General features: G+C 60.9%; 28 protein-coding genes. 16 read left to right on the top strand and 12 right to left on the bottom strand.

The window, feature by feature from the left end; genetic code table 11:
* Nucleotides 1–147 precede the first annotated feature (147 nt).
* From coxB to AS026_RS15540, 6 genes are all read left to right on the top strand, one after another.
* A complete protein-coding gene (coxB, locus tag AS026_RS15565) occupies nucleotides 148–1041 on the top strand; it encodes a cytochrome c oxidase subunit II (protein ID WP_025661096.1) in 894 nt (297 codons plus the stop codon).
* 18 nt (nucleotides 1042–1059) lie between these two features.
* Nucleotides 1060–2757 carry a cytochrome c oxidase subunit I gene (gene ctaD, locus AS026_RS15560; RefSeq protein WP_018858993.1) on the top strand — a complete coding sequence of 566 codons (1698 nt, stop codon included), beginning with the start codon at nucleotides 1060–1062 and terminating at the stop codon, nucleotides 2755–2757.
* 69 nt (nucleotides 2758–2826) lie between these two features.
* Nucleotides 2827–3783: a heme o synthase gene (locus AS026_RS15555; RefSeq protein ID WP_062370498.1), complete on the top strand. Its 957-nt coding sequence runs from the start codon at nucleotides 2827–2829 to the stop codon at nucleotides 3781–3783.
* Nucleotides 3783–3920 (top strand): hypothetical protein, encoded by a 138-nt coding sequence (locus AS026_RS42335; protein WP_018858995.1) that lies wholly within the window; start codon nucleotides 3783–3785, stop codon nucleotides 3918–3920. The genes AS026_RS15555 and AS026_RS42335 overlap by 1 nt, the downstream gene beginning before the upstream one ends.
* Nucleotide 3921: 1 nt before the next feature.
* The gene (locus tag AS026_RS15545; protein ID WP_062370496.1) at nucleotides 3922–4527 is read left to right on the top strand and encodes a cytochrome c oxidase assembly protein; all 606 of its coding nucleotides are present in this window, start codon (nucleotides 3922–3924) and stop codon (nucleotides 4525–4527) included.
* Nucleotides 4528–4585: 58 nt separating this feature from the next.
* Nucleotides 4586–5464: a cytochrome c oxidase subunit 3 gene (locus tag AS026_RS15540; RefSeq protein ID WP_018858997.1), complete on the top strand. Its 879-nt coding sequence runs from the start codon at nucleotides 4586–4588 to the stop codon at nucleotides 5462–5464.
* 62 nt (nucleotides 5465–5526) lie between these two features.
* Here AS026_RS15540 and AS026_RS15535 read toward each other — a convergent pair whose 3' ends face one another.
* Entirely contained in the window at nucleotides 5527–6168 is a 642-nt protein-coding gene (locus AS026_RS15535) for a chloramphenicol phosphotransferase CPT family protein (RefSeq protein ID WP_025661098.1), read from the bottom strand.
* 131 nt (nucleotides 6169–6299) lie between these two features.
* Here AS026_RS15535 and AS026_RS15530 point away from each other — a divergent pair, with 131 nt between their 5' ends.
* From AS026_RS15530 to AS026_RS15505, 6 genes are all read left to right on the top strand, one after another.
* Complete coding sequence (locus tag AS026_RS15530) at nucleotides 6300–6683, top strand: DUF983 domain-containing protein (protein ID WP_018858999.1); 384 nt, start codon at nucleotides 6300–6302, stop codon at nucleotides 6681–6683.
* On the top strand, nucleotides 6676–7425 hold the full coding sequence (locus AS026_RS15525) for an SURF1 family protein (RefSeq protein ID WP_062370494.1): 750 nt from the start codon (nucleotides 6676–6678) through the stop codon (nucleotides 7423–7425). Before AS026_RS15530 ends, AS026_RS15525 begins: the two co-directional genes overlap by 8 nt.
* 62 nt (nucleotides 7426–7487) lie before the next feature.
* Nucleotides 7488–8489, top strand: coding sequence for a 4-hydroxy-3-methylbut-2-enyl diphosphate reductase (gene ispH, locus AS026_RS15520; protein WP_062370492.1), 1002 nt, complete (start codon nucleotides 7488–7490; stop codon nucleotides 8487–8489).
* Between the two features lie 107 nt (nucleotides 8490–8596).
* The gene (locus AS026_RS15515; protein WP_062370489.1) at nucleotides 8597–9562 is read left to right on the top strand and encodes a homoserine kinase; all 966 of its coding nucleotides are present in this window, start codon (nucleotides 8597–8599) and stop codon (nucleotides 9560–9562) included.
* Nucleotides 9559–9999, top strand: a complete 441-nt coding sequence (gene rnhA, locus AS026_RS15510) for a ribonuclease HI (RefSeq protein WP_018859003.1) — start codon at nucleotides 9559–9561, stop codon at nucleotides 9997–9999. Before AS026_RS15515 ends, rnhA begins: the two co-directional genes overlap by 4 nt.
* Before the next feature lie 89 nt (nucleotides 10000–10088).
* Nucleotides 10089–10892 carry an endonuclease/exonuclease/phosphatase family protein gene (locus tag AS026_RS15505; protein WP_025661101.1) on the top strand — a complete coding sequence of 268 codons (804 nt, stop codon included), beginning with the start codon at nucleotides 10089–10091 and terminating at the stop codon, nucleotides 10890–10892.
* 66 nt (nucleotides 10893–10958) lie between these two features.
* On the opposite strand, the gene fdhA is transcribed toward AS026_RS15505, so the two are convergent.
* Entirely contained in the window at nucleotides 10959–12149 is a 1191-nt protein-coding gene (fdhA, locus tag AS026_RS15500; RefSeq protein WP_025661102.1) for a formaldehyde dehydrogenase, glutathione-independent, read from the bottom strand.
* A gap of 258 nt (nucleotides 12150–12407) precedes the next feature.
* Here fdhA and AS026_RS15495 point away from each other — a divergent pair, with 258 nt between their 5' ends.
* Entirely contained in the window at nucleotides 12408–12716 is a 309-nt protein-coding gene (locus AS026_RS15495; protein WP_062370487.1) for a Dabb family protein, read from the top strand.
* Nucleotides 12717–12753: 37 nt separating this feature from the next.
* Here AS026_RS15495 and AS026_RS15490 read toward each other — a convergent pair whose 3' ends face one another.
* From AS026_RS15490 to AS026_RS15470, 6 genes are all read right to left on the bottom strand, one after another.
* The gene (locus AS026_RS15490) at nucleotides 12754–13653 is read right to left on the bottom strand and encodes a metal ABC transporter substrate-binding protein (protein ID WP_062370486.1); all 900 of its coding nucleotides are present in this window, start codon (nucleotides 13651–13653) and stop codon (nucleotides 12754–12756) included.
* 15 nt (nucleotides 13654–13668) lie between these two features.
* Nucleotides 13669–14541, bottom strand: coding sequence for a metal ABC transporter permease (locus AS026_RS15485; RefSeq protein ID WP_025661105.1), 873 nt, complete (start codon nucleotides 14539–14541; stop codon nucleotides 13669–13671).
* Entirely contained in the window at nucleotides 14538–15278 is a 741-nt protein-coding gene (locus tag AS026_RS15480) for a metal ABC transporter ATP-binding protein (RefSeq protein WP_018859009.1), read from the bottom strand. The genes AS026_RS15485 and AS026_RS15480 overlap by 4 nt, the downstream gene beginning before the upstream one ends.
* Entirely contained in the window at nucleotides 15275–15403 is a 129-nt protein-coding gene (locus tag AS026_RS44010; RefSeq protein ID WP_272481253.1) for a hypothetical protein, read from the bottom strand. The genes AS026_RS15480 and AS026_RS44010 overlap by 4 nt, the downstream gene beginning before the upstream one ends.
* 135 nt (nucleotides 15404–15538) lie before the next feature.
* Nucleotides 15539–16024: a peroxiredoxin gene (locus tag AS026_RS15475; RefSeq protein WP_018859011.1), complete on the bottom strand. Its 486-nt coding sequence runs from the start codon at nucleotides 16022–16024 to the stop codon at nucleotides 15539–15541.
* Between the two features lie 62 nt (nucleotides 16025–16086).
* On the bottom strand, nucleotides 16087–16923 hold the full coding sequence (locus AS026_RS15470) for a protein-disulfide reductase DsbD domain-containing protein (protein ID WP_025661107.1): 837 nt from the start codon (nucleotides 16921–16923) through the stop codon (nucleotides 16087–16089).
* Nucleotides 16924–17063: 140 nt separating this feature from the next.
* On the opposite strand from AS026_RS15470, the gene AS026_RS15465 reads away from it, so the two are divergent.
* Both AS026_RS15465 and AS026_RS15460 read left to right on the top strand, forming a co-directional pair.
* The gene (locus AS026_RS15465) at nucleotides 17064–17663 is read left to right on the top strand and encodes a YqgE/AlgH family protein (protein ID WP_018859013.1); all 600 of its coding nucleotides are present in this window, start codon (nucleotides 17064–17066) and stop codon (nucleotides 17661–17663) included.
* A 155-nt stretch (nucleotides 17664–17818) separates the two neighbouring features.
* A complete protein-coding gene (locus tag AS026_RS15460; RefSeq protein WP_062370484.1) occupies nucleotides 17819–18886 on the top strand; it encodes a zinc-binding metallopeptidase family protein in 1068 nt (355 codons plus the stop codon).
* Nucleotides 18887–18915: 29 nt separating this feature from the next.
* Here the strand turns inward: AS026_RS15460 and AS026_RS15455 are convergent, their stop codons facing one another.
* The 4 genes from AS026_RS15455 to thrC are packed head-to-tail and all read right to left on the bottom strand — an operon-like array spanning nucleotide 18916 to nucleotide 25185.
* Nucleotides 18916–21828 carry an EAL domain-containing protein gene (locus AS026_RS15455; RefSeq protein ID WP_025661109.1) on the bottom strand — a complete coding sequence of 971 codons (2913 nt, stop codon included), beginning with the start codon at nucleotides 21826–21828 and terminating at the stop codon, nucleotides 18916–18918.
* Nucleotides 21825–22439 (bottom strand): GNAT family N-acetyltransferase, encoded by a 615-nt coding sequence (locus AS026_RS15450; protein ID WP_062370482.1) that lies wholly within the window; start codon nucleotides 22437–22439, stop codon nucleotides 21825–21827. The genes AS026_RS15455 and AS026_RS15450 overlap by 4 nt, the downstream gene beginning before the upstream one ends.
* A gap of 29 nt (nucleotides 22440–22468) precedes the next feature.
* Nucleotides 22469–23767 carry a M16 family metallopeptidase gene (locus tag AS026_RS15445; RefSeq protein ID WP_025661111.1) on the bottom strand — a complete coding sequence of 433 codons (1299 nt, stop codon included), beginning with the start codon at nucleotides 23765–23767 and terminating at the stop codon, nucleotides 22469–22471.
* A 26-nt stretch (nucleotides 23768–23793) separates the two neighbouring features.
* Nucleotides 23794–25185, bottom strand: a complete 1392-nt coding sequence (gene thrC, locus AS026_RS15440; RefSeq protein ID WP_425349805.1) for a threonine synthase — start codon at nucleotides 25183–25185, stop codon at nucleotides 23794–23796.
* Between the two features lie 237 nt (nucleotides 25186–25422).
* Between thrC and AS026_RS15435 the strand changes: the two genes are divergently transcribed.
* Entirely contained in the window at nucleotides 25423–26067 is a 645-nt protein-coding gene (locus tag AS026_RS15435) for a hypothetical protein (RefSeq protein ID WP_025661113.1), read from the top strand.
* The last annotated feature ends 41 nt before the right edge of the window (nucleotides 26068–26108 follow it).

The raw sequence follows: 26108 nt of genomic DNA, 5'->3' as shown, positions 1-26108 counted from the left end.
TGGATCAAGCTGTTTGAATGCGAAAATGCCGCACGAACAAACGCTTTGGGCGGTTGCGATCAATGACAAACTGTGGTTTGAAGCGCTGAGATGGCAAGGATTCTGTGCGCGATTTTGCACGGACCAGCGCTCGAGGGAGATATTAAGGTGATTAAGAAGGCTTCTGCAGCTCTGACCGCGCTGGTCTGTCTGCTTTTTGCTTCCGGCAGTTATGCCGACCAGCCGCAGCCGTGGCAGGCAACATTGCAGCCGGCAGCCACGCCGATCATGCGAGACATTCATTGGTTTGAGCAATATACCCTGTGGTTTATCGTTCCGATCACGCTTTTCGTGTTGGTCCTTCTTATTGTCGTCTGTCTGAAGTTCCGCTCCGGTGCCAATCCGGTGCCTTCCAAAACGAGCCACAATACGCTGATCGAAGTCGCATGGACCGTGGGACCGGTTCTCGTGCTTCTTTTCCTCGCGGTGCCTTCGTTTAACCTTTTGACCGCCCAGCTGACTTTGCCGGAAAATCCGGATGTCACCATCAAGGCGACGGCCACCCAGTGGCAGTGGAACTATGAATATGAAGGCTCGGGCGAAACCCCGGTCGCTTTCGACTCCTATCTTCTGAAGGATCAGGACCGCGCCGCTGCCGGCAAGGAAGACAAGTCGCGTTATCCGCGCCTCCTGGCCGTGGACAATGAGCTGGTCCTGCCTGTCAACAAGACCGTCCGTGTTCTCGTGACGGCTGCTCCCACCGACGTCATTCACGCTTTTGCAATGCCGTCTTTCGGCGTCAAGATCGACGCCGTACCGGGTCGCCTGAACGAAACCTGGTTCCGTGCCGAGCGGGAAGGCCTGTTCTACGGCCAGTGCTCGGAACTCTGCGGCAAGGACCATGCGTTCATGCCGATCGCTATCCACGTCGTTTCCGAGGACAAGTACAAGCAGTGGCTCGCCGGTGCTGCTACTGATCTGCCTGGGGCGTACAAGACACTCATGGCCGCAACCGATGGTCCCGCAAAGACCGTCGACGTTGCCGAAAACGTCGCACAGTAAGGGAAGAGGGAACGGGACATGGCTGGACCTTCCGCACACGATCATTCGCATGATCACGGTCATGGCGCACACGCCCATGACGACCATCACGATCACTCGCACAAGCCGAGCTTCATCAATCGCTGGTTCTTTTCGACGAACCACAAGGATATCGGCACGCTTTACCTGATCTTCGCGATCATGGCCGGCATCGTCGGCGGCGCGCTCTCCGTTGCCATGCGCATGGAGCTGCAGGAGCCGGGCATCCAGATCTTCCACGGTCTGGCATCGATGGTTTACGGCTATGAAGGCGACGCCGCCATCGACGGCGCCAAGCAGATGTTCAACATGTTCACCACAGCGCACGCGCTGATCATGATCTTCTTCATGGTCATGCCGGCGATGATCGGTGGCTTCGCCAACTGGATGGTGCCGATCATGATCGGTGCGCCTGACATGGCGTTCCCGCGTTTGAACAACATCTCCTTCTGGCTGATCGTTCCGGCCTTCCTTCTGCTGGTCATGTCGATGTTCGTCGAAGGTCCGGCGGGCGCTTACGGCGCAGGCGGCGGCTGGACGATGTATCCGCCGCTGTCGAGCTCCGGCACGCCGGGTCCGGCTGTCGACCTTGCGATCTTCGCGCTCCACATTGCCGGTGCGTCCTCGATCCTCGGTGCGATTAACTTCATCACCACGATCCTGAACATGCGCGCTCCGGGCATGACGCTGCACAAGATGCCGCTCTTTGCCTGGTCGGTTCTGATCACCGCCTTCCTGCTTCTGCTGTCGCTCCCGGTTCTTGCCGGCGCCATCACCATGATGCTGACCGACCGCAATTTCGGTACGTCCTTCTTCGTGCCGGAAGGCGGTGGCGACCCTATCCTCTACCAGCACCTGTTCTGGTTCTTCGGTCACCCCGAAGTATACATCCTGATCCTGCCCGGCTTCGGCATCGTCAGCCACATCATCTCGACCTTCTCGCGCAAGCCGATCTTCGGCTACCTCGGCATGGCCTACGCCATGGTCGCGATCGGTGCCGTCGGCTTCGTCGTCTGGGCGCACCACATGTACACGGTCGGCCTGTCGCTCGACGCGCAGCGCTACTTCGTGTTCGCAACGATGGTCATCGCCGTTCCGACGGGCGTGAAGATCTTCTCCTGGATCGCGACGATGTGGGGTGGCTCGATCAGCTTCCGCACGCCGATGGTCTGGGCGATCGGCTTCATCTTCCTGTTCACCGTCGGTGGCGTGACGGGCGTCCAGCTCGCCAATGCCGGTCTCGACCGCTCCCTGCATGACACCTATTACGTCGTGGCTCACTTCCACTACGTTCTGTCGCTTGGCGCCGTCTTCGCCATCTTCGCTGCCTGGTACTACTGGTTCCCGAAGATGACCGGCTACATGTACAACGAGTTCATTGGCACGCTGCACTTCTGGGTCATGTTCATCGGCGTCAACCTGGTGTTCTTCCCGCAGCACTTCCTTGGCCTCGCGGGCATGCCGCGCCGCTACATCGACTACCCGGATGCGTTTGCCGGCTGGAACTATGTTTCCTCGATCGGTTCCTACATCTCGGCCGTCGGCGTGCTGATCTTCCTCGTCGGTGTCTTCGAAGCCTTCGCCAGGAAGCGCGTTGCCGGTGACAATCCGTGGGGTGAAGGCGCAACGACGCTCGAATGGCAGCTGTCTTCGCCGCCACCGTATCACCAGTGGGAACAGCTCCCGCGCATCAAGTAAGATGCGAGAAATCGCGACCGCCGCGTGTTACAGTGCGGCGGTCGGCTTACAAGTTTGCAGGACAATAGAATGACAGTTATCGGCAATCGCAAAGCTCTTGCACACGACGGCGAGTTCCGCCTGTCGGAGGCGAGCGCGCGCGATTATTTTGAGCTTCTGAAGCCGCGCGTCATGTCGCTCGTGGTCTTCACGGCATTTGCCGGTCTCGTTCTGGCACCGGGGCACATCAATCCGGTTCTCGGTCTCATTGCCATCCTGTGCATCGCCATTGGCGCAGGCGCTTCAGGCGCGCTCAACATGTGGTACGACGCCGATATCGATGCGATCATGACCCGCACAGCAAAGCGTCCGATACCGGCCGGTCGTGTCGCTCCGCGCGAGGCGCTGGCATTCGGCTTGGTGCTTTCCTGTTTTTCGGTGGTTATCCTGGGGCTCGCCGTCAATTGGCTCGCAGCCTCGATCCTCGCCTTCACGATTTTCTTCTACGCCGTGATCTATACGATGTGGCTGAAGCGCTCGACGCCGCAGAACATCGTTATCGGCGGTGCCGCCGGCGCCTTTCCGCCGATGATCGGCTGGGCCTGCGTGACGGGTACCGTCACGATCGAAAGCTTCGTGCTCTTCATGGTCATCTTCCTCTGGACGCCAGCCCATTTCTGGGCGCTGGCTCTGTTCAAGATGAAGGATTATGAGGCCGTCGGTGTTCCGATGCTGCCCAATGTCTCGGGTGAGCGCACCACCAAGCATCAGATTGTTGCCTATGCCGTGCTGACGGCGGTGTGCGGCGTGCTGCCGACTGTCCTAGGCTTTGCGAGCCTCGGCTACGGCCTGGTTGCCGCAGTCCTCGGCGCAATCTTCATCTACTGTTCCATCGCCGTCTGGCGGATGCCGGACGGCGATGAGAAGATGATCCCGGCCAAGAAGCTCTTCGGCTACTCAATCCTGTATCTTTTCGCAATTTTCTCCGCCCTGATGTTCGACCGGCTGGCGGCCGTGCTCGTTTCGCATGCGGGAGGCATTTTCTGATGGACGTCGTCAAGCTTACGGAAGCGCAACGCAAGTCGCGCCGCAATCGCAACGTCGCTCTTGGCCTGGTTCTGGCCGGCCTTGTCGTACTCTTCTACGCGGTCACGATCGTGAAGTTCACATCGGGGCACATGTAAGATGAGCGAGATGCAGAGCACGCCGAGGAAACAGCGCAACAATGGCGCCGTCGTTTTCATGTGCCTTGCCTTCGTCGTCGGCATGGGCGCTGCGAGCTATGCGGCTGTTCCGCTCTATCGGATGTTCTGCCAACTTACTGGTTATAACGGCACGACACAGCGCGTCGAGCAGGCCTCCAGCGTGATTCTCGACCGCAAGATGCGCGTCACCTTCGACGCCAACATTGCGCCGGGTCTCGACTGGGAGTTCAAGCCGGTCCAGCGCGAGGTCAACCCGCGCATCGGCGAAACCGTTCAGGTGAATTTCACCGCGGTGAACAAGTCGAACGAGCCACAGCGCGGCCAGGCGGTGTTCAACGTCACCCCCGGCGAAGCTGGCGTCTATTTCAACAAGGTGCAGTGCTTCTGCTTCAACGAGACTGTGTTGATGCCGGGCGAAAAGCTTGAAATGCCGGTCGTATTTTACATTGACCCTGACATTACCAAGGCCGTGGAATCGAAAGATATCCACACTGTTACCTTGTCCTATACGTTCTACCCTAAAGAGGGTCCGAAGCCGGTGGCTTCGAATGAGGGTGGAACGGTAAAGCTTGAAAAGAAACTTTGATTGAGGTTCGTGTCCGGCGATGCCGGAGCGGAGAGGAAGAGATCCGGGGATAGCTTACATGGCTGATGCGCATCAGAAACATCACGACTACCACATCATCGATCCGAGCCCGTGGCCGCTGCTGGCTTCGATCGGCGCGTTGATCATCACCTTCGGCGGCGTTGGCTTCATGCGCTACCTCAACGGTGGCTCGCTGCATCTCTTCGGCGTCGAATGGGCGCATCCGTGGCTGTTCTTCATCGGCCTCGCGCTCATCCTCTACGTCATGTTCGGCTGGTGGTCGGACACGGTGAAGGAAGCGAATGAGGGCGCTCATACGCGCGTCGTCTCGCTGCACCTTCGCTACGGCATGATCATGTTCATCGCTTCCGAAGTGATGTTCTTCGTCGCCTGGTTCTGGGCCTACTTCGACGCCAGCCTGTTCCCGAATGAAGCGATCCAGGCCTCGCGCGTTGCCTTCACCGGTGGCCAGTGGCCGCCGAAGGGCATCGAAGTCCTCGACCCCTGGCACCTGCCGATCTACAACACCGTCATCCTGCTGCTGTCGGGCACGACCGTCACCTGGGCGCATCACGCGCTGCTGCATAACGACCGCAGGGGCCTGATCCAGGGCCTGACGCTGACCGTTCTGCTCGGTGTCCTATTCTCGAGCGTGCAGGCCTACGAATACGCGCACGCTCCGTTCGCCTTCAAGAACTCGATCTACGGCGCGACCTTCTTCATGGCGACCGGTTTCCACGGTTTCCACGTTCTGGTCGGTACGATCTTCCTGCTGGTCTGCCTGCTGCGCGCGATCCGCGGCGACTTCACGCCGAAGCAGCATTTCGGCTTCGAAGCGGCGGCCTGGTACTGGCACTTCGTTGACGTCGTCTGGCTCTTCCTGTTCTTCTGCATCTACGTCTGGGGCGGCTGGGGCGCTCCGTTGGCGGCAGGCTGAGCGGGCTGTCTGGAACTTGAATAGGGCGGGTGCCACGGCACCCGCCCTATTCGTTTTGGGGATTAGCGCATGGCGGCGATGCGCTCGAACGCGGAGGGTTCCGGAATGCCGAGGTCCAGGCGTTGCCGGATCGCCTCGGCGCATTCGAAAGGCGTCAATACAGAGGTATCGACCTCCAGGTCGTAGATGCCGGGGATATGCACCTGCTCCTGCCAGAGCTGGACCGGATGGGGGACGGCGTCGTGTTCGTCGGCGCGCACATACAGCGTATGCCGTCCGGGCGCAGGAATGTTCCGCCTTTTCATGATGACCTTGATCGGACATTTGACGCCGACGAAAAGCACCGGCAATCCCTCAAGCCGACGCGCGCAATCGGAAAGAATACCGAGCGGCCGAGAGTAGCTGTCGTGATGACCGAGGTCAGCCACCACATTGAGCCCGAGGCCGGCATGGATTGCAATCGACTCGTAAAGCGCAGCATAGAAGAACGGCACCATCTCCTCGAGGTCGGGACGTTCCCCACCCGGGCGGAGCCCGATTCCCGGCAGATAGCGTTCCGGGGTCATGTCGTTGTAGGTGTCGACGCCGAGGTTCATCCAGGGACCGTCGAAGTGCTCCTGGATCGCGTTGGCGATCGACGATTTTCCACTGCGCGGGGCGCCGTTCAGAATGACGATCTGTCCGGCCGAGCTGTCGTATGTCATCAGTTTTCTTCTTCTGTTTGGCGCGAATCGCTGAGGCGAAAGAGCGCAGGTATTTCCTTTCCCTCTGCGAATACTTTATGGGTGAGTTAAGGCAGACGCACAGGTTGGCCATAGGCAATTGGAAGGATGGCATGAACGAGGACAGCGCGCATTTTCCACCGGTCGATCCGGTGAAGACAGGCATCAGGGGATGCTGCCCGCGCTGCGGCCAGGGGAAGCTCTTTGATGGCCTGCTCGCGCTGAAGCCCCGCTGCTCGGCCTGTGGTCTGGACTACGCCTTTGCCGATGCTGGCGATGGCCCCGCCGTGTTCGTCATTTTGATCGTCGGCTTCATTATCATCGGCTCGGTGTTGTGGCTGGAAGTCAACTACGCGCCGCCCATCTGGCTGCACATTATGCTGTTCGGCCCCCTGACCGTCATTCTCTCCCTGCTTGCCCTTCGCTGGTGCAAGGGGATCTTGATCGCGATGCAGTATCGCCACAACGCCAGCGAGGGGCGCATTTCCCGTGACTGAATTTCATGTTTCGGCGTCACGCCGAAAGCGACCGGTCCTCACCGGCATCGCGGTGGTCATTGCGCTTGCCATCCTCCTCTCGCTCGGCACCTGGCAGGTCGAACGGCTGCACTGGAAGGAAAAGCTGTTGGCCAATATCACCGAGCGCCGGCAGGCGTCGCCGGCATCGCTTGCCGATATCGAAGGAATGGCCGCGACGGGCGAGGATATCGACTATCGCCACATCACGGTCAGCGGCGAATACGTCAACAGCAAGGAGCGGCACTTCTTTGCGACCTGGCATGGCCAGACGGGTTTCTATGTCTACACCCCGCTGCAGGTTGCCGATCGCCGCTATCTCTTCGTCAACAGAGGTTTCGTTCCTTACGACAACAAGGAGCCGGAAATGCGGATGCAGGGCCAGCTCACCGATCAGCAAACGGTGACCGGCCTTGCTCGTGCAAAACTTCCGGGCAAGCCGTCCTGGGTGGTGCCTGATAATGATGTCGCCAAGAATATCTTCTACTGGAAGGACCTCGACGTGATGGCGTCGAGCGTCGGGCTCGACAAGGCCGAGGTGGTTCCGTTCTTCGTGGATGCGGACGATACCCCCAATCCGAAGGGGCTGCCGATCGGCGGGGTCACCGATGTCGATCTGCCCAACAACCATCTGCAATATGCCTTCACATGGTTTGGGCTTGCGGCAACGCTTGTCATCATCGTTGTAGCCGCGCGTCTCCGTAAGCGGGGTCCCGCGCAATAGTATCGCTTCAATTCTTGCCTATATTGGGCTAGAGAGCCCTATCCCTACGAACCGGAACAGACATGAATATTGCGGCGAAACCTCCCTTGACGATCAGGCTCTGCGGACCGCGCGGCTTTTGCGCAGGCGTCGACCGTGCCATCCAGATTGTCGTGCTGGCGCTGAAATCCTACGGTGCGCCTGTTTATGTCCGCCACGAGATCGTCCACAATCGCTATGTGGTCGAAGGCTTGGAAGCCAAGGGCGCCGTCTTCGTCGAGGAGCTCGACGAGATCCCGGAAGAGCACCGCGCTCAGCCGGTCGTCTTCTCCGCGCATGGCGTGCCAAAATCCGTGCCGGAGGATGCAAGCGCCCGCAACCTCTTCTATCTCGACGCCACATGCCCGCTGGTCTCCAAGGTGCACAAGCAGGCGATGCGCCACAACAAGCTCGGTCGCCATGTCGTTCTGATCGGCCACGCGGGCCACCCGGAAGTGATCGGCACGATGGGCCAACTGCCGGAGGGCACGGTCTCTCTCATCGAGACGGTCGAGGACGCCGAGGTCTATCAGCCCGCCGATCCCGACAATCTCGGCTACGTGACGCAGACGACCCTGTCTGTGGACGATACGGCCGGCGTGATCGCGCGCCTGCAGGAACGTTTCCCCAATCTGACCGCACCGGCGGCCGACTCGATCTGTTACGCCACGACCAACCGGCAGGAAGTGGTGAAGCAGGCAGCCCCCGGCTGCGATCTCTTCATCATCGTTGGAGCGCCGAATTCCTCGAACTCCAAGCGGCTCGTCGAGGTGGCTTTGCGGGCAGGGGCCAAGAAATCGCTCCTCGTGCAACGCGCCTCGGAACTGGATTGGGACGAGATCGGCCCGATCTCCACGCTTGGTCTGTCAGCCGGTGCATCGGCGCCAGAGGTGATCGTCAACGAGATCATCGAGGCCTTCCGCGCGCGCTTCGACGCCAAGGTCGAGCTTGCCGAGACGGTTCAGGAAAACGAGCATTTCCTCGTCAACCGCGAACTGCGCAGCATAGAGCTGACGCATGAGGATATGGCGTGGGTGAACGGGTGAGCCGCAATCCCGGTTAGGGGAGCAGTCGTCGAGGGGACGATTGCGGTGGCTGCCAACGCTCTGCGGGGCGCTGGCGTTCGATTGATCAAGCTTTCGTGGGACGTAAATTGGCAGTCTATACCGATATTTCCGAAGACGATTTGAAGTGGTTCCTGACGGAGTACGACACCGGAACGCTGCTCTCCTACAAGGGGATCGCGGAAGGCGTCGAGAACTCGAACTTCCTGCTGCACACCACCAAGGATCCGTTGATCCTCACCCTTTACGAGAAGCGCGTCGAGAAGAACGATCTGCCGTTCTTTCTGGGGCTGATGCAGCATCTGGCCGCTCGCGATCTGTCCTGCCCGCTGCCGTTGCCGCGAAAGGACGGGGCCTTGCTTGGTACGCTGTCCGATCGCCCGGCAGCGCTGATCTCGTTCCTGGAAGGCATGTGGCTGCGCAAGCCGGAAGCCAAGCATTGCCGCGAGGTCGGCAAGGCGCTGGCAAAGATGCACGTCGCCGGCGACGGCTTCGAGTTGAAGCGGCCCAATGCGCTGTCGGTCGATGGCTGGAAGGTACTCTGGGAGAAGTCCGAGGCTCGGGCCGACGAGGTGGAGAAGGGGCTGCAGAACGAGATCCGCACGGAGCTCGATTTTCTCGCGGCCCACTGGCCGAAGGACCTGCCTGACGGTGTCATCCATGCGGATCTCTTCCCCGACAACGTCTTCTTCCTCGGCGACGAGCTATCGGGCCTGATCGATTTCTATTTCGCCTGCAACGACCTCTTGGCCTACGACGTCTCGATTATCCTGAACGCCTGGTGCTTCGAGAAGGATGGCGCCTACAACATCACCAAGGGCATGGCGATGCTGGAAGGCTACCAGAGCGTCCGACCGCTCAGCGATGCCGAACTGGCAGCACTACCGATCCTTTCGCGCGGTTCGGCATTGCGCTTCTTCCTGACGCGCCTCTACGACTGGCTGACGACGCCGGAGGGGGCGCTGGTCACCAAGAAGGACCCGCTCGAATATCTGCGCAAGTTGCGCTTCCACCGGCAGATCGCCAACGCCGCGGAATACGGACTCTCGGCATGAAGCACGTCGATATCTACACCGACGGCGCCTGCTCCGGAAATCCCGGCCCCGGCGGCTGGGGCGCGGTGCTGCGCTATGGCGAAGTCGAAAAGGAACTGTCGGGCGGTGAGGCGGAGACGACCAACAACCGCATGGAGCTGCTGGCCGCCATCTCGGCGCTGACGGCGCTGAAGAGCGCGTGTGAGGTCGACCTCCACACCGACAGCAAATACGTAATGGACGGCATCTCCAAGTGGATCTTCGGCTGGAAGAAAAACGGCTGGAAGACCGCCGACAAGAAGCCGGTAAAGAACGGCGAACTTTGGCAGGCGCTAGACGCCGCCAACCAGCGCCACAAGGTCAAGTGGCACTGGGTCAAGGGCCACGCCGGCCATCCGGAAAACGAGCGCGCCGACGAGCTCGCCCGCAAGGGCATGGAGCCGTTCAAGAAGCGCTAGACTTGGTGCTCGGAATGGTGCGGAAACAAGGACATCGCGCGTTTCCCTGAATCTGCAAGGAATCGTTCGGCGTAGATCGGGGGGATGTGATGCGGATTGTCTCGCTGAATGCATGGGGCGGAAAGCTGCATGCGCCTCTCATTCCCTACCTCGCCGAGATCGACGCCGATGTTCTCTGCCTGCAGGAAATCACGCGCTCGGTAACCGTTTCCAGTGACTGGCTGGTCTACCGCGACGGCAGTCATATCCTGCCGCAACGCGCCAATCTGTTTGCCGAGATCAAGGCGATCCTTCCCGCCCATGATGCCCTCTACGCGCCGACCGCAAGGGGCGAACTTTTCGAAGGCGAGACCTCTGTCGTGTCGGAATTCGGGCTTGCAACCTTCGTGCGCCAATCGCATCCGGTCATTGGCCAGGCGATGGACTTCGTACACGGCGACTTCTCGAGCGATGGCTATGGCGCACACCCCCGCGCGCGCAACGCGCAGTGCCTTCGCCTGTTCGATTATCGCGCCAATCGTCCGATTACCATCGCCCAACTGCATGGCCTACGCGACCTTGCCGGCAAGGGCGACACGCCAGCGCGTCGCGGCCAGGCGGATGTCTTGGTCGCTCTCATCCGCCGCATATGGCGCGAGGGCGAGCCGCTCGTCGTCTGCGGCGACTTCAATGTGCTTCCTGACAGCCTCATGTTCGACGCGCTTGCCGAACTCGGTCTCACCGACCTGGTGACCTCGCGCGGCCATAAGGATACTCGAACCTCGCACTACACCAAGGAAGGCCGCTACGCCGACTACATGTTGGTCACGGCAAATGTTGACGTCGTGGGGTTCGACGTCGTTGAACAGCCCGAGGTGTCCGACCATCGGGCTCTCTTGCTGGATATCGCGTAGGAATTTTGGGGTGGCGCAACGGATGCGGAATGCACCCGCTGCGCCGAGCCTCGGGAGGCTTGTTGATTACGCCGCCTTGGCGACTTCGCCGTGCGGGTCGAGCACGAACTTCATCGCAGCACCATGGTCGAAGCTTTCGTAGCCCTGTACCGCATCTTCAAGCGGGATGACCTTGGCGTTGACGATATCGGCGATCGGCAACCGGTCATGCAGGATCGCCTGCATGAGCTGGCGGTTATACTTCAGCACCGGCGTCTGGCCCGTATGGAAGGACTGCGCCTTTGCCCAGCCGAGGCCGAAGCGGAGCGACAGGTTGCCGTGCTTGGCGGCGTTGTCGACGGCGCCCGGATCTTCGGTCACGTAGAGGCCGGGAATGCCGATCGAGCCGGCCGCGCGGGTGATTTCCATCATCTGGTTCAGAACGATCGCCGGTTGCTCGCCGCCCGAATGCCCGCGTGCCTCGAAGCCGACGGCGTCGATGGCACTGTCCACTTCGTTAGTGCCGGTCACCTGCGCGATCATGTCGCCGAGCCGGTCGCTCTTCGACAGGTCGATCGGCTCGAAGCCGACCTTGGCGGCATGAGCAAGGCGATCCTTGTTGAAGTCGCCGATCATCACGACGGCAGCCCCGAGGATGCGGGCGGATGCAGCCGCCGCAAGCCCGACCGGACCGGCGCCGGCGACATAGACGGTGGATCCGACGCCGACACCGGCGCGCACCGCACCGTGGAAACCGGTCGGCAGGATGTCGGAGAGCATGGTCAGATCGCGGATCTTTTCCATCGCGCGGTCGCGGTCCGGGAATTTCAAGAGGTTGAAATCGGCATACGGAATGGTCACGTAGCGGGCCTGCCCGCCGATCCAGCCGCCCATGTCGACGTAGCCGTAGGCGCCGCCGGCGCGCGACGGGTTGACCGTCAGGCAGACGCCCGTGTCCTGCGATTTGCAGCAGCGGCAGCGGCCGCAGGCGACGTTGAACGGAACGGAGACGAGATCACCGATCTGCAGCATCTCGACATCGACACCCTTCTCGATCACCTCGCCGGTGATTTCGTGGCCGAGAACAAGGCCGGGCATCGCGGTGGTGCGGCCGCGAACCATATGCTGGTCCGATCCGCAGATGTTGGTGGAGATCACTTTCAGGATGACACCGTGCTCGATCTTGCGGCCATCGGGTGCCTCAAGTTTCGGATCGTCGATGTCGTGGATTTCGACCTTGCCGGGCCGCATGTAGACGACGCCTCGGTTCTTGCTCATTTCCATCTCCTCCGTTGAAAATGCTGCCTCGTGCGGGGCTCCTCTTCCCCGCGCACTGGATACCGACAGATTAGACGAGAATGTAGGACGCGCCGTTCCGTTTACGACGGTTTAGGGCGTCGAATTGGTCACGTCTCGCACGCCGGTCTTGCCGTGGCCATTCAGATGGGGATCTCTGCAAAACGGCACATCCTTGTCACTTGCCCCCGCGACGTTTCTCCTTATGCTCGCCTGAAAACGGATCCGGGAGGTCACCACATGATCCTGCACTGCGTGCTGATGCGGCTTAAGGCTGCCATGACAGGGGAAGAGAAGCAGTCCTTGTTTGACGCGATCGTCGCATTGAAGCAGGTGATCCCCGGCATCATCGACATCAAGTGTGGCCCGAATGTCTCGCCAGAGGGGCTACATGCGGGCTACGTCGATGGTTTTGCGGTCACCTTTGAAAGCGCGGAAGCGCGCGACGTCTACCTCGTGCATCCCGAGCACGTCGGCGTCGGCGAGCGCATCGTGTCCTCGACCGACGGCGGCTTGGGCGGCCTGATCGTCTTCGATCTCAACTATTGAGGCCGTGCCGCGCCTTGGCGCGATCCGGCCGTCGCCGTCAGCTGGCTTTCGCCATCGCCGCCACGAGCAGATCGACGTTGTAGCGGAACATCTTCTCGTAGGTCGAAGCCGGCCCCTTGGCGTCGGAAAGAGACTCGACGTAGAGCTCGCCGCCGGGTTCTGCCCCCGTCGCCTTCGCGATCTGCCTGACGAGGCGCGGATCGTTGGAATTCTCGATGAAATACGTCTTCACGTGCTCGGCCCTGATCTGCTCGATCAGCTTGGCGACATCGGCGCCGGAAGCTTCGCTCTCCGTCGAGACGCCGACCGGCGCGAGGAACTGCACGCCATATTCACGGCCGAAATAACCGAAGGCGTCGTGGCTGGTCAGGACCTTGCGATGGTCCTCAGGGATATTGGCAAGCTCCGAGTGCGCGTAGGCATCGAGCGCATCAAGCTTCTTCAAATAGACTTCGGCGTTGGTCTTGAACGCCGCAGCATCGACCGGCGCGGCCTTCGCAAGCGCCCCTTCGATGTTGGCGACCCAGACCTTGACGTTGACCGGGCTGTTCCAGACATGCGGGTCGGTGACCGTCTGCCCATCCTCTTCCATGCTGCGGAACTTGATCCCTTCCGAGGCGACGACCGGTTTGCCCTTGTAGCCCGAGGCGCTGATCAGGCGGTCCATCCAACCCTCCAGACCCTCACCGCTGACGAAGGCAACCTGTGCAGCGTTGAGGTTCTTCGCGTCGCTTGGTGATGGTTCAAACTCATGGGGGTCGCCGTTCGGGCCGACGAGGCTTGTGACCGTGACGCGGTCGCCGCCGACCTGGCGGACGACGTCGGCAAGCACGGTGAACGATGCGACCACCTTGAGGGTTGCGGCAGAAGCCGACGTCGTCGAAAGCGCGACGAGTGCGGGAAGCATCATTGAGAAAAGCAGTCTGCGGGAAATCATTGGGGTCTCCGGTTGTCAGCCCTTCAGATGCGGGCGAGGAAGATACCGCCGGGCAAGGCCCGACGGGGCAAGGAAGATCGAAATGGCGTAAAGCAGCGCCGCCGTCATGATGATCGTCGGTCCGGAGGCGAGTTCGAGATGGTAGGAGGCGATGAGCCCGAGATAGCCGGAGGCTGTGGCACTCGCCGCCGCGATTGCCATCATCGACGGGAGGCTAGGCGACCAGAGCTGCGCGATAGCGGCCGGCAGCATCATAAGGCCGACCGCCATCAACGTCCCCAGGGCCTGGAAGCTCGCGACCAGATTGAGTACGACCAGCAGCAGGAAGATAAAGTGATAGATCGGTCCGCGTCCGCCGATGGCTCGGAGAAAGCCGGGATCGAAGCATTCCGCGACCAGCGGCCGGTAGATGATCGCAAGCGTTGCCAGCGTCGCCGTGCTGATCGCGCCGATCTCGTAAAGGGCGGATGCATCGATCGCGAGGATGGTGCCGAAGAGAACGTGCAACAGGTCGATATTCGAACCGCGCAGCGAAACGATGAGCACGCCGAGCGCCAGCGAGGAGAGGTAGAAGCTGGCGAAGCTCGCATCCTCCTGTAAGGAGGTCGCGCGGCTGACCATGCCCGACAAAAGTGCAACTGAAAGCCCGGCAACGAGCCCGCCCAATCCCATTGCCGTAAGCGAGAGCGAACCGGCAATAAGATAGCCGATGGCGGCGCCGGGCAGAACGGCATGGCTCATGGCATCGCCGACGAGGCTCATTCGCCGCAGCATCAGGAACACACCGATCGGCCCGGAGCCAAGCCCCAGGCACAGGCAGGCGACGAGCGCGCGGCGCATGAAGCCATAATCCGCGAAGGGCGCGAGGAGGAGATCGTAGGCGGTCATCTGGCGGGCTCGCAAATGCCGGCGCTCTCGTCCCATCGCTCGGCCATCGCCCGCGCTTTGCGAAGGTTCGCCTCGGACATGACATCTGCCGTTGCGCCCCAGCCGATGACGTCGCGCGCAAGCAGGAGTGTCTGCGGAAAGTGGGCGCGGACCTGCGCGAAATCGTGAAGGACAGCAAGCACCGTTCGGCCTTCGCCATGCCAGTTGGCAACGATATCCAGAAGATCCCGCGTGGTGCGGCCATCGATAGCCGTGAACGGCTCGTCGAGAAGGATGACATTCGCATCCTGCAGCAGCAGCCTTGCAAAGAGCACGCGCTGAAACTGGCCAGCCGACAGCGATCCGATGCCGCGCCGTTCGAAGCCTCCCAGCCCAACTGCCTCCAGTGCGTCGTGCGCTTTCTGCCACTCCGCTGATGCAATGTGCCCTAAGGCCCCAGACTGTCGCCAGGCTCCCAGCAGAACCGTGTCGAGTACCGAGATAGGAAAGCGGCGGTTGATGTTGGCTGCCTGTGGCAGATAGCCGAAATCCGTGCTCTTCAGCCGGTGCCTTATCATGCCGGAGGAGGGACGGAGTTCTCCGATAATCGCCTTCAGCAGGCTCGATTTGCCGGCTCCGTTTGGGCCGGCGATCGCCGTCAGGCTTCCGGCCGCGATGGTTCCGGTCACATGATGCACGGCTGGATGCCGCTGATAGGCGACCGTCAGATCTTCAAGCTCGATCGCAATGGCGCTCATGGCAGCAGCGTCGCCCAATGGATTGCCGCCCAGAGCGGGATGCCGATCAAGGCAACATAGAAGACGCGACGGCCGGCAGAGAGCGCCATCAGGCCTGAAGAATGTCGAAGCTCCCAAAAAGTCATAGCAACACCAAAATGTAATAACATTACAGTTATGTTATAACAAATGAGGCAAAAAAATGGCGTGCTGTGAACTTTGACGACGAAACAAAAAAGCGGCCGCATGGGCCGCTTTCAGTTTGGTTGAGGCTCGAAGCCTTACAGCTGTTCCAGCATCCTGGCGGCGCCGGAAACCGTAGCCTGACCTGGGCTTTCTTCGACATTCAGTGATTTCACGACGCCGTCTTCGACGAGCATCGAGTAACGCTTCGAGCGAACGCCGAGACCGCCTGCCGAGAGATCGGTGTCGAGGCCAAGCGCCTTGGTAAAGCCCGCGTCCCAGTCGGCGAGGAAGTGGATCTTGCCCATGCCGCCCGAAGACTGGGCCCAGGCACCCATCACGTGCCAATCGTTGACGGCGACGACGGCGATGTCATCGACGCCTTTGGAAAGGATGGTGTCGCGGTTCTCGAGATAACCCGGCAGGTGGTTCAGCGAGCAGGTGGGCGTGAACGCGCCGGGGACCGCAAAGAGAACAACGCGCTTGCCGTTGAAAAGCTGCTCCGTCGAAATTTCGACCGGGCCATCCGACGTCTTTTCCTTGAAAGTGGCCGCAGGAAGCTTGTCGCCGATTGCGATGGTCATGGACGTCTCCTTGTCATATGGCGGCACTAGTGCCGCGATTTTGGCGCGACTATAGAACGAGATCACTCAAAGGCAAGCGGTGTCTCGATGGCGCGCGAGCCGTCGATGACAAGAGCGCTCCATGTCTTTCCGCTGAGGTCATATGCCTTGGGAAGCTTGTCCACGGACAGCGTCGTCGTGAAGTTGCGACCGTCGCGATGGGTTGCCGTCTGTTTGGTAAAGACGCGCCCGCTCGGGCCTGTGACGATCACCTCAGGCGCGCTCTCGCCACTCTCCGGCAGGGTAATGCTGAGGGAAAGTTGCTTCATGTCGGCCGACAGCGCGTGGTCGTCGACTTTGAATGCGGAGGAGGCGGCTTGTGGCAAGGCTGCCTCGGCATCCCTGAGAATGGCCTCTTCGGCCGGCCGCGACTGGGCCAATTGTTTAAAGGTCAGCGATAGCTCTGCCTGGAAGGGGATGCAGATTTCCTCGCAGATGCCGATAAAGGCGTTTGCCTTGAGCTCATGAAGAGCAGGGTCTTTCGCCGTCAGTTGCAGCGGGAAGGTGACAGGCGCGTCGTAGGCAACCTCATCGATCTTGTCGGCGACAATGTGCTTTGGGACGGGGTAGCTCATCTTGTCGAGCGACACGCCTTCGGAGGAGAGAGTGACTTGAGGCGGGATGCCGCTGTTGCCCGGTTCGCGCCAATAGGTGATCCAGCCTGGCTTCGGCTCGATCTGCAATCCGGCGCGAATATTTCCGTTTGCATCGGGCGGAAGCGCGATCAGGCGCATCCGACCGCCCTCGTTGTCGGCCCAGGCGCTCATCTCCGCCCTGGCGGGCTGAGAAAACTGCAGCACGGCGACGAACAGGCACAGGGCGGAACCGAATTGGCGGATGGTGAGTGAAATAGTCTGCATGGATCAATGATGTATTGAAAATCCCTATGCTCGGCTAGAACTCGCGTACATTTAAGTTTTCATTTTCAGTTGATTGATCCGTGACATTGGCTCATGCTCATGGTGTCGGGGCCTAGCGCGGTCTGGCAGAAGGAGGAGTGATGTCCTTGGCGACCGTGAAAAACAAAAGAGAACGCGGCTTCTTCGATGGCCAGTTTCTCATTGCCATGCCGGGCATGGAGGATCGCAATTTCGCCCGCACGGTGATCTACATCTGCGCCCATTCGGATGCGGGCGCGATGGGGTTCGTGATCAACCGCCCGCAAGAGCTGACCTTTACTGATGTTCTCCTGCATCTCGAAATGATCAAGGACGAAGAAGCTATCCTCCTTCCTCAGCATGATTGCCCGATCCAGACGGGTGGGCCCGTGGAAAGCGGCCGCGGCTTCGTGCTGCACTCCGATGACTATCTCTGCGAATCCAGCATTCCCGTCAGTGACGATATCTGCATGACGGCAACGCTCGACATCATCCGCGCCATTTCCAATGGCAAGGGACCGAAGCGGGCGACCATGCTGCTCGGCTATGCCGGCTGGGGTGCGGGACAGCTGGAAGCCGAAGTCGGCAACAATGGCTGGCTCACATGCGCGGCGAATGAGGAGCTGATCTTCGATCGCAGCCTCGACGACAAGTACGAGCGAGCACTGGCCGCAATGGGTATCAATGCCGCCATGCTCTCAGCCGAAGCCGGCCACGCCTGATCGGCGGAACGATCTGCAAAAAAAGCGCGTTCTCTGCTGGCGCGGGCAATAAGGCCCAGTCAGGAGAAGCAGGTTGATGGAAACCACGACCGGAAATTGCCCGCCGTCCATGTTGCACGATGGGTTTTTGATCCCCATCCCGAGGGAGGCGCGCGTTGAGGCTCTTTGTATGTGACAACTGCGACCAGGTTGTTCATTTCGACAATCGCCAGTGTGTTCGGTGCGGTCATCGCCTTGGCTTCCTGTCGAATAGTCTGCGCATGCATGCAGTTCAGCAGCAGGACGGCGATGTCTGGCAATACGTGGCTCAGCCGGATCTGGTGCGCTTCTGTGCCAATGCCGGCCTCGACGTCTGCAACTGGCTGGTGGAGGACGGAGACGCGGGGGATTACTGCGTCGCCTGCCGGCATAACAGGCTTGTGCCGAATTCAGCGACGCAAGATGGCGTCGATCGGTGGCGCCGCATCAGCCAGGCACAGCGGCACCTCTTCTACTCCCTCTTGCGTTGGCGGCTGCCGCACCCGGACCGCACGCAGGATCCCGTAGGCGGCCTGGTTTTCGACTTCCTCGAAGACACCGTCAAGGAAGACGGCAGCGTCGTGCCAGCGATGACGGGACACGAGGAGGGCCTTATCGCAATTCGGGCCGCCGAGGCCGACGACGTCACGCGCGAACAGGCTCGCACCTCGATGAACGAACCTTACCGGACGCTGCTCGGTCATTTCCGCCACGAGACGGGTCATTTCATCTGGAACCGCCTCGTGCGCGATAGGACCGCCTTCGATGGATTCCGAGCGGTGTTCGGCGATGAGCGCAAAGACTACAGCGAAGCCCTTGCACGGCACTACGCGAATGGCGCTCCGCCCGGCTGGCAAGAGAGTTTCGTCAGTGCTTATGCCAGCGTTCATCCCTGGGAGGACTTCGCTGAGTGTTTTGCTCATTACCTTCACATTGTCGATACCTTGGAGACCGCTCGAGCCTTCGGCGTTGCAATTGATCCCCGCGGTCACGAAGAGATGGCGGCCGAGGTGGATTTCGACCCCTACAGGGCAGCAAGTGCCGATCAGCTTGTCGATGAGTGGGTGCCGCTCAGCGTTGCGATCAACTCGATACAGCGCAGCATGGGACAGCCCGATTCCTATCCGTTCGTGCTCTCAGCGCCGGTGGTCACCAAGCTTGAATACATGCATCAGCTGATAGCGGGATCCGCTGCGCCGCAATAGGGAGCGGCATAGCTTGGGTCGCGGGTCGGCTAGGCGCGCTTCGTCAGCGGGAACCGCTCCTTCAGCAGCCGCAAGACGGACTCCGATGCCATCGGCGGTCCGAACAGATAGCTTTGCCCGAAGGTGCAGCCCATCTTGGCGAGTTCCATCGCATCCTCGTTGGACTCGATCCCCTCGGCAACGACCTTCATATCCAGTTCGCGCGCCATGGCGATCACGGAGCGAATCACGGTCGCCTTCTTGTCGCTAGTGTCGCACACCATCGTCTTGTCGAGCTTGATCGTGTCGAACGGGAAGCGCGTCAGATAGGCAAGCGACGAATAGCCGGATCCGAAATCATCCAGAGCAAGGCCAAGGCCCATTTCGCGCAGCTTCTCGAGAACGAGGCGCGCCTGTTCCGGGTTCTCCATGACCATGGATTCCGTCAGCTCGAGTTTCAGGCGTGACGGATCGCAATGGGTCTTCGCCAGCACCGAGCGGACGTCGTCGAAAAGCTCGTTGTTAAGCAACTGCGCACTGGAGAGGTTGATCGAGACGAAGATCGGCAGTTCGCCCGTCTGGTTCTCCCAGCCCATCAGGTCGTTCGTCGCCTGCTCCAGCGCGAAGCGGCCGAGCATGTCGATAATGTCGGATGCCTCCGCGATCGGTATGAACTCCGAAGGCGGAATGCTGCCGCGTTTCGGATGCTCCCATCGCATCAAAGCTTCGAAGCCGGCGATCTCCACGTCTTCAAGCCCTGCGATCGGCTGGTAGACCATCGACAGTTCCTTGCGCTCGATGGCGCGGCGCAGGTCGGATTCGAGCTGCAGCCGGTCGGCGCCGAAATCGCGGAAGGCGGGCTGGAACGGCTCGACGCGATTGCCGCCGGCGCGCTTTGCCCGGTACATCGCGAGCTCCGCGTCGCTGAGCATGCCCGCAGCACTTTCCTGCTGATCGACGAAGGAGGCCAGCCCGATCGACGCCGTCAGGATGATCTCGCGATTGGAGAAGTTGATCGGCACCATGATCGCCTTGCTGATTGCATCGGCAAAATCGGCCACCTTCGTCGGATCGCGTTCGGACGTCAGGATGAGACCGAACTGATCGCCGGAGAGGCGCGCGAGCGTATCCTGCGGCTTGAGGAGGCGGCGCAGGCGGCGCGTGAGCGCGATCAGGATATTGTCGCCGGCGGCGATCCCGAGCGTATCGTTCACCAGCTTATAGCGGTCGATATCGATCACCATCACCGTCGGGCGCAGCGTCTCGCCACCGGGCGCCAATGCCAGCACGGCCTGCAGGCGATCGAGGAACAGCTGGCGGTTCGGCAAGCCGGTCAGGTTGTCGTGCAGTGCGTCGTGGAGCAGCCGCTCGACGGAGTTCTTCTGTTCGGTGACGTCGATGATGGTGCCGACGCAGCGGATGATCTCACCGTTCGAGCCAAGCACAGGCCGCGCGCGGATGAGAAGCCAGTGGAAATGACCGTCTTCCGCGCGGATGCGGAACTCGTGGTTTAGTCGCCCGCGGCGATGTTCAAGGAGCACATCAAGCGTCGCGCGGAAGCGGTCGCGATCGTCGGGATGCAGCCGCGGCAGCCAATTGCGCGCGGCGCCATGCATAGCGCCGAGCGGGAGGCCGAGCTTGACGGAGACATCGGGTATCGTGACGATACGATCGCGCGCCACATCCCAGTCCCAAACCGTATCACCCGAGCCCGTTAGAGCCAGCGATTGACGCTCGAGATCGGAAAACAGCCCTTGCTGGAACGCGCCGCCAGCAAAGGCGTGCTGCATCACGGTAAAGCCGATCAGCAGGACGATGAGAACAAGGCCGCCGCCGAGTGCGGGCTGGATGATGTCGTTATCGAGCCGGCCGGTAATCGTCAGCCATGCACCGAAGATCCAGACAAGGATCAAGGCCCAGGCCGGGACCAGCAGGATCGCGCGGTCATAGCGGTTGAGCCCGAGGTAGACGATCAGCAGAAGGCCCAACGTCGCGGTCAGCGCGAAGGAGAGGCGCGCGATGCCTGCGGCAATTGCCGGGTCGTAGATCGCGACGCCGAAAAGCAACGCCAGGCCGAGCACCCAGGCGAGCGTCACGTAGCCGAGGTGCGTGTGCCACCGGTTGAGGTTGAGATAGGTGAACAGAAAGATGACGAAGCTGGAGGCAAGGGCGACTTCCGCACAGGCGCGCCATATTCGCTGGTCGGTCGACGCAATGCTGATCAGTTTACCGAGAAAGCCGAAGTCGACGCAAATGTAGCCGAGGACGGCCCAGGCGAGTGCCGCCGTTGCCGGCAGCATCGACGTGCCCTTGACGACGAAAAGGATAGTCAGGAACACCGCCAGCAGGCCGGCAATGCCGAGCACGATGCCGCGATAGAGCGTGAACGCGTTGATCGTGTCCTTGTAGGCGTCGGGTTCCCAGAGGTAGATCTGCGGCAGCTCCGGCGTCGTCAGCTCAGCAACGAAGGTGATGACGGCGCCGGGGTTGAGCGTGATGCGAAACACGTCCGCCTCGTCGCTCGGCTGCCGGTCGAGCGCAAAGCCTTCGCTCGGCGTAATGGCGATAACGCGCTGCGAACCGAGGTCCGGCCAGAAAAGCTTGGAATTCACGAGGCGGAAGTGGGGGGCCACGATCACGCGCTCAAGCTGCTCGTCGGAGACGTTGGCAAGCGCGAAGACGGCCCAGTCGCCCTGGTGATTGTCGGAGCTGGCACGTACCTCAATACGGCGACGGATACCGTCGGCACCGGCAGCGGTCGAGACCTGAAAGGCTTCGCCCTGGTTGGCGTAGATCTCCGTCGTGGCAGTCAGGTCGAGTGCCGTGTCGTCGCGGGAAATCTTGACCGGTTCGGCGGCCTGAACGTGGCCAGCCACTAGCAGGATGGCTGACAGCAAGAGAGCTGCGATCACCGCGATCGATCGCCTGGCCGGTGATGAGAGCAGCATGCGGTTGTTGGTCATCGGCTGTCGGTTATCCTGCCTTTATCCGTGTCGGTGGCGAGCAATGAGAACATTACATGGTCGTGCCAATGACCGTTGATTTTCAAGTATCCGCGCAGATAGCCTTCCCGCTGAAACCCGGCTTTTTCAAGCAGGCGGATGCTCCGAGCATTGTCTGGAATACAGGCTGCTTCGATACGGTGCAACTCGAGCCCTGCGAAGATGTAGGGTATAACCAATTGAAGTGCGGCGAACATATGACCCTGACCGGCATAAGCCTCGCCCATCCAGTAGCCGATCATGCAGCTTTGTGCCGCCCCGCGCCTGATGTAGCCGATCGTGATGCCGCCGAGCAGCGTCATGCCCTGTTTGTGAAACAGAAGGAGCGGAATGGCCTGGCCGGAAGCGTACTCCTGCTTGCCGCGGATGACACGGGCGCGATAGGAGCCCTCCGTCAGCTCGTCGCGGCGCCATGTCGGCTCCCACGGTTCCAAGAACTGCCGGCTCGCCGCCCGCAGCTTGTGCCACTGGTTGAAATCCTGGTAGCGCGGCAGGCGCAGCACATAGTGCTCGTTCTCGAGCTCGACCGAATCCGGCTGTCGCGACAGAAACCGAAAAACCGATTTTGGCATCGATCACTCCCGGCAGGATGGATCTGGGATCAGACGAGGGCTTGCTTGCCCTGGTGATCGGGCGAGGAAAGAGACGCGGTAATATCCTCCATCGGGGCCAGATGTTCGAGCGGTCCAATGGCCGAGAGCGTCGGCACGGTATCGAAGAACAGGCGTCCCGCAAGATCCGTAAGGCGCTCGACCGTGATCCCCTCGAGGCGTTCCATCATCTCCTGGTTGGAGATGGGGCGGCCGTAGAGCATCATCTGCCTTGCGATCTGGCCGGCGCGGGCGGCGGGGCTTTCCTGGCCCATCAGCAGCTGGGCGCGGATCTGGGCGCGGGCGCGTTCGATTTCCTTCTGTTCGATCGTCGCCGCCGACTTGTGCAGTTCGTTAATGATAACAGGCACCAGCTCCGGCAGGTTCTCGCCACCGGTGGCGGCATGGATGCCGAAGATCCCGGTATCGGAGAAACCCCAGTGGAAGGCGTAGATGGAATAGCAGAGGCCGCGGATCTCGCGCACCTCCTGGAACAGCCGGGATGACATGCCGCCGCCGAGGATGTTGGCGAGGATCTGCGAACAGTAGAAGTCGCGGGCGTGATAGGCCTTGCCTTCGAAGCCGAGCAGGATCTGTGCATCCATCAGGTCGCGCGTCTCGCGGATATTGCCGCCGATGTATTTTGCAGGCTCCATGACGGGCGTCGCCGATGGCGAGGTGGGAAGGCTCGCGAAGCGCTCCTCGACCATGCGAGCGAACTCGTCGTGCCGGACGGCGCCGGTCGCAACGACGAACATCCGGTCGGTCGTGTAATTGCGGCTGAGATAGCCGCGGATCTGCTGCGGCGTGAACGACACCACGGTCTGCGGCGTGCCGAGGATCGCCCGGCCGAGGGTCTGGTCGCGATAGGCGGTCTCGGAAAACTTGTCGAAAACGACGTCGTCAGGCGTGTCGTTTGCCGCGTTGATTTCCTGCAGGATGACCTGTTTCTCACGCTCGAGTTCTTCCTCCTCGAAGGCGGACTCCGTCAGGATATCGGCCAGGATGTCGACAGCGAGCGGGACATGATCCTTAAGAACGCGGGCATAGTAGGAGGTCGTTTCCGTGGATGTTGCGGCATTGACCTCGCCGCCGACATCCTCGATTTCTTCAGCGATTTCGCGCGCGCTGCGGCGTGCCGTGCCCTTGAAGGCCATGTGCTCGAGCAGGTGAGCGATGCCATGCTCGTCTGTCGTCTCGTTGCGCGATCCTGATTTGATCCAAACTCCCAGCGCAACGCTTTCCAGATGCGGCATGGTCTGTGTGACTACTGTCAGCCCGGATTTGAGCCGGGTGCACTCAACTGTCATTGGCTATCTTTCTGCGCCTGCGTTACTTAGGCCCGAGTATGCTCGCCGATGAAGGTCTCAATGGCTTTGAGCTCAGGCTTCACAATCTGAAAGCGCTCCTCCTTGTGCATCAGATCAGCAAGCCACGTCGGAAGCGCGGGGTCAATACCGGAGGCCGATTTTACGGCGGCGGGGAATTTTGCCGGGTGTGCGGTGGCAAGCGTCACCATCGGCGCGTTCGGCTTCTCGTGTTTACCTGCAACGAAGACGCCGATTGCCGAATGCGGATCGAGAAGATAGCCGGTGTCGGCATGGGTTTTCTTGATCGTCAGGGCGACCTGCTTTTCGCTGGCGCGCCCGGCGCGGAAGTCCTTTTTGATGAAGGCGAGGGCGTCCTTTGCAATCTCGAAGCCGTTGGACTGCTTGAGGCTGTTCATCGCCGCGCGAACCTTCGATGCGTCGCGATCATAGGCCTCGAACAGCAGCCGCTCGAAGTTCGAGGAGATCTGGATGTCCATCGACGGCGAAGTCGTCGCTTTCACGGTTTTCATCTCGTAGCGGCCGGTCTTGAGCGTGCGGTCGAGGATATCATTCTCGTTGGTGGCGACCACCAGCTTGCCGATCGGCAGGCCCATGCGCTTGGCGCAGTAACCGGCAAAGATGTCGCCGAAATTGCCCGTCGGCACGGTAAACGAAATCTTACGGTCCGGTCCGCCAAGCGCGATCGACGTCGTGAAGTAGTAGACGATCTGGGCCATGATGCGGGCCCAGTTGATCGAGTTGACGCCGGAGAGTTTAACGCGGTCGCGGAAAGGTGCATCGTTGAACATTGCTTTGACGAGGTTCTGGCAGTCGTCGAAATTGCCTTCGACGGCAAGCGCGTGAACGTTGGAGGCCGTGGAGGTCGTCATCTGGCGCTGCTGCACCGGCGAGACCTTGCCGTTCGGGAAGAGGATGAAGATGTCGGTGCGTTCGCGACCGGCAAATGCGTCGATCGCCGCGCCGCCAGTGTCGCCGGAGGTGGCGCCGACAATGGTCGCGCGCTCGCCACGCTTCTCCAGGGCATAGTCCATCAGCCGGGCGAGCAGCTGCATCGCGACATCCTTGAACGCCAGCGTCGTGCCGTGGAACAGCTCCATGACGAAGCTGTTCGGGCCGGTCTGGACGAGCGGGGCGATCGCAGGGTGACGGAAGGTACCATAAGCCTCGTCGATCATGGAGCGGAACGTCTCGTCGGGAATCTCGCCGTTGGTGAAAGGCGAAAGGATCGTAAAGGCGACCTCCTGGTAGCTCTTGCCCCGAAGCGCGCGGATTTCCTTTTTCGTGAAATGCGGCCACTTACGCGGCACGTAGAGACCGCCGTCGCGCGCCAGGCCGGCCAGCAAAGCATCACAAAAACCGAGGGGAGGGGCTTCGCCGCGGGTCGAGATATAATCCACTGTCGTCATCCTTGATGTGCCGGCCGGAGGAAATCCGGGTTGGAGGGGAAGTCTGCCTGTCGCCGCATATCGCTTGCCCTGCCGGCCGTGGCCCGCGATCCCGAAATGTGCATCAAAACGGTTCTTACCCAATCGATTTTTGTTTGCGCCGCTGATATAGACCATCGCAAACTGTCACGAAAGGCCTGCCATCAAGTGATTGGGCCTGCCAAAAAACTTTGTGAAGAGGGTGGAATAATCGTGCTTGGCAAGGTCTCGCGTCTCATCGTTTCGGCTTCTTTTGCGGCAATTCTTGCCGGCTGCAACTCGCTCGGTGTGGGCGGGGGAGACAGCGCAACAGCACCGGCCCAGCCGAATGGCAATGCGCAGATCATGCCGATGGCGCCGGCCAATCCCTCGTCCAATAACGCATCGATCGGCACCGCCAAGACCGCGTCGGGCAACACTGCCCCTGTCGTCCAGGGAGCATGCCCGCAGATCTTCATGAAGGACAAGGACGCGATCTTCCGCACCTATGCCGGCGGCGCCAAGACCGGCGATGCGGACAAACTCGCCTTCCAGGCATCGATCGGTGACTATACGCGCCAGTGCAGCCTGAACGATGCAAACCTGACGATGACTGTTGTCGCCCAGCTTCGGGTTCTCGCCGGCCCGAACGGTTCGCCCGGTAAGGTCACGCTCCCGGTTCGCATCACGGTCTTTGACGGCGAGGATGCGCTTTATTCCGAAGTAACGAATTTCCCGGTCGAGGTCGGCTCCGGAGCCACCCAGGCGCTGTTCCGCAAGGACGGTATCAAGCTTCCGGTCGGTTCCGGCTCAATGGTGCGCGTGAACATCGGTTTCGACCAGGGGCCGGTTTCGACGAAAAAGAAGAAGGCCTGAGGAACGTTTCCGTATCGCTAAGCTGATCGGCGCGGGGAGAG

The sequence above is a fragment of the Rhizobium altiplani genome (genome assembly GCF_001542405.1).
GTDB lineage: Bacteria > Pseudomonadota > Alphaproteobacteria > Rhizobiales > Rhizobiaceae > Rhizobium > Rhizobium altiplani.
The sequence above is the reverse complement of the archived record's forward strand: the minus strand, read 5'-3'. Positions and strand labels throughout refer to the sequence as shown.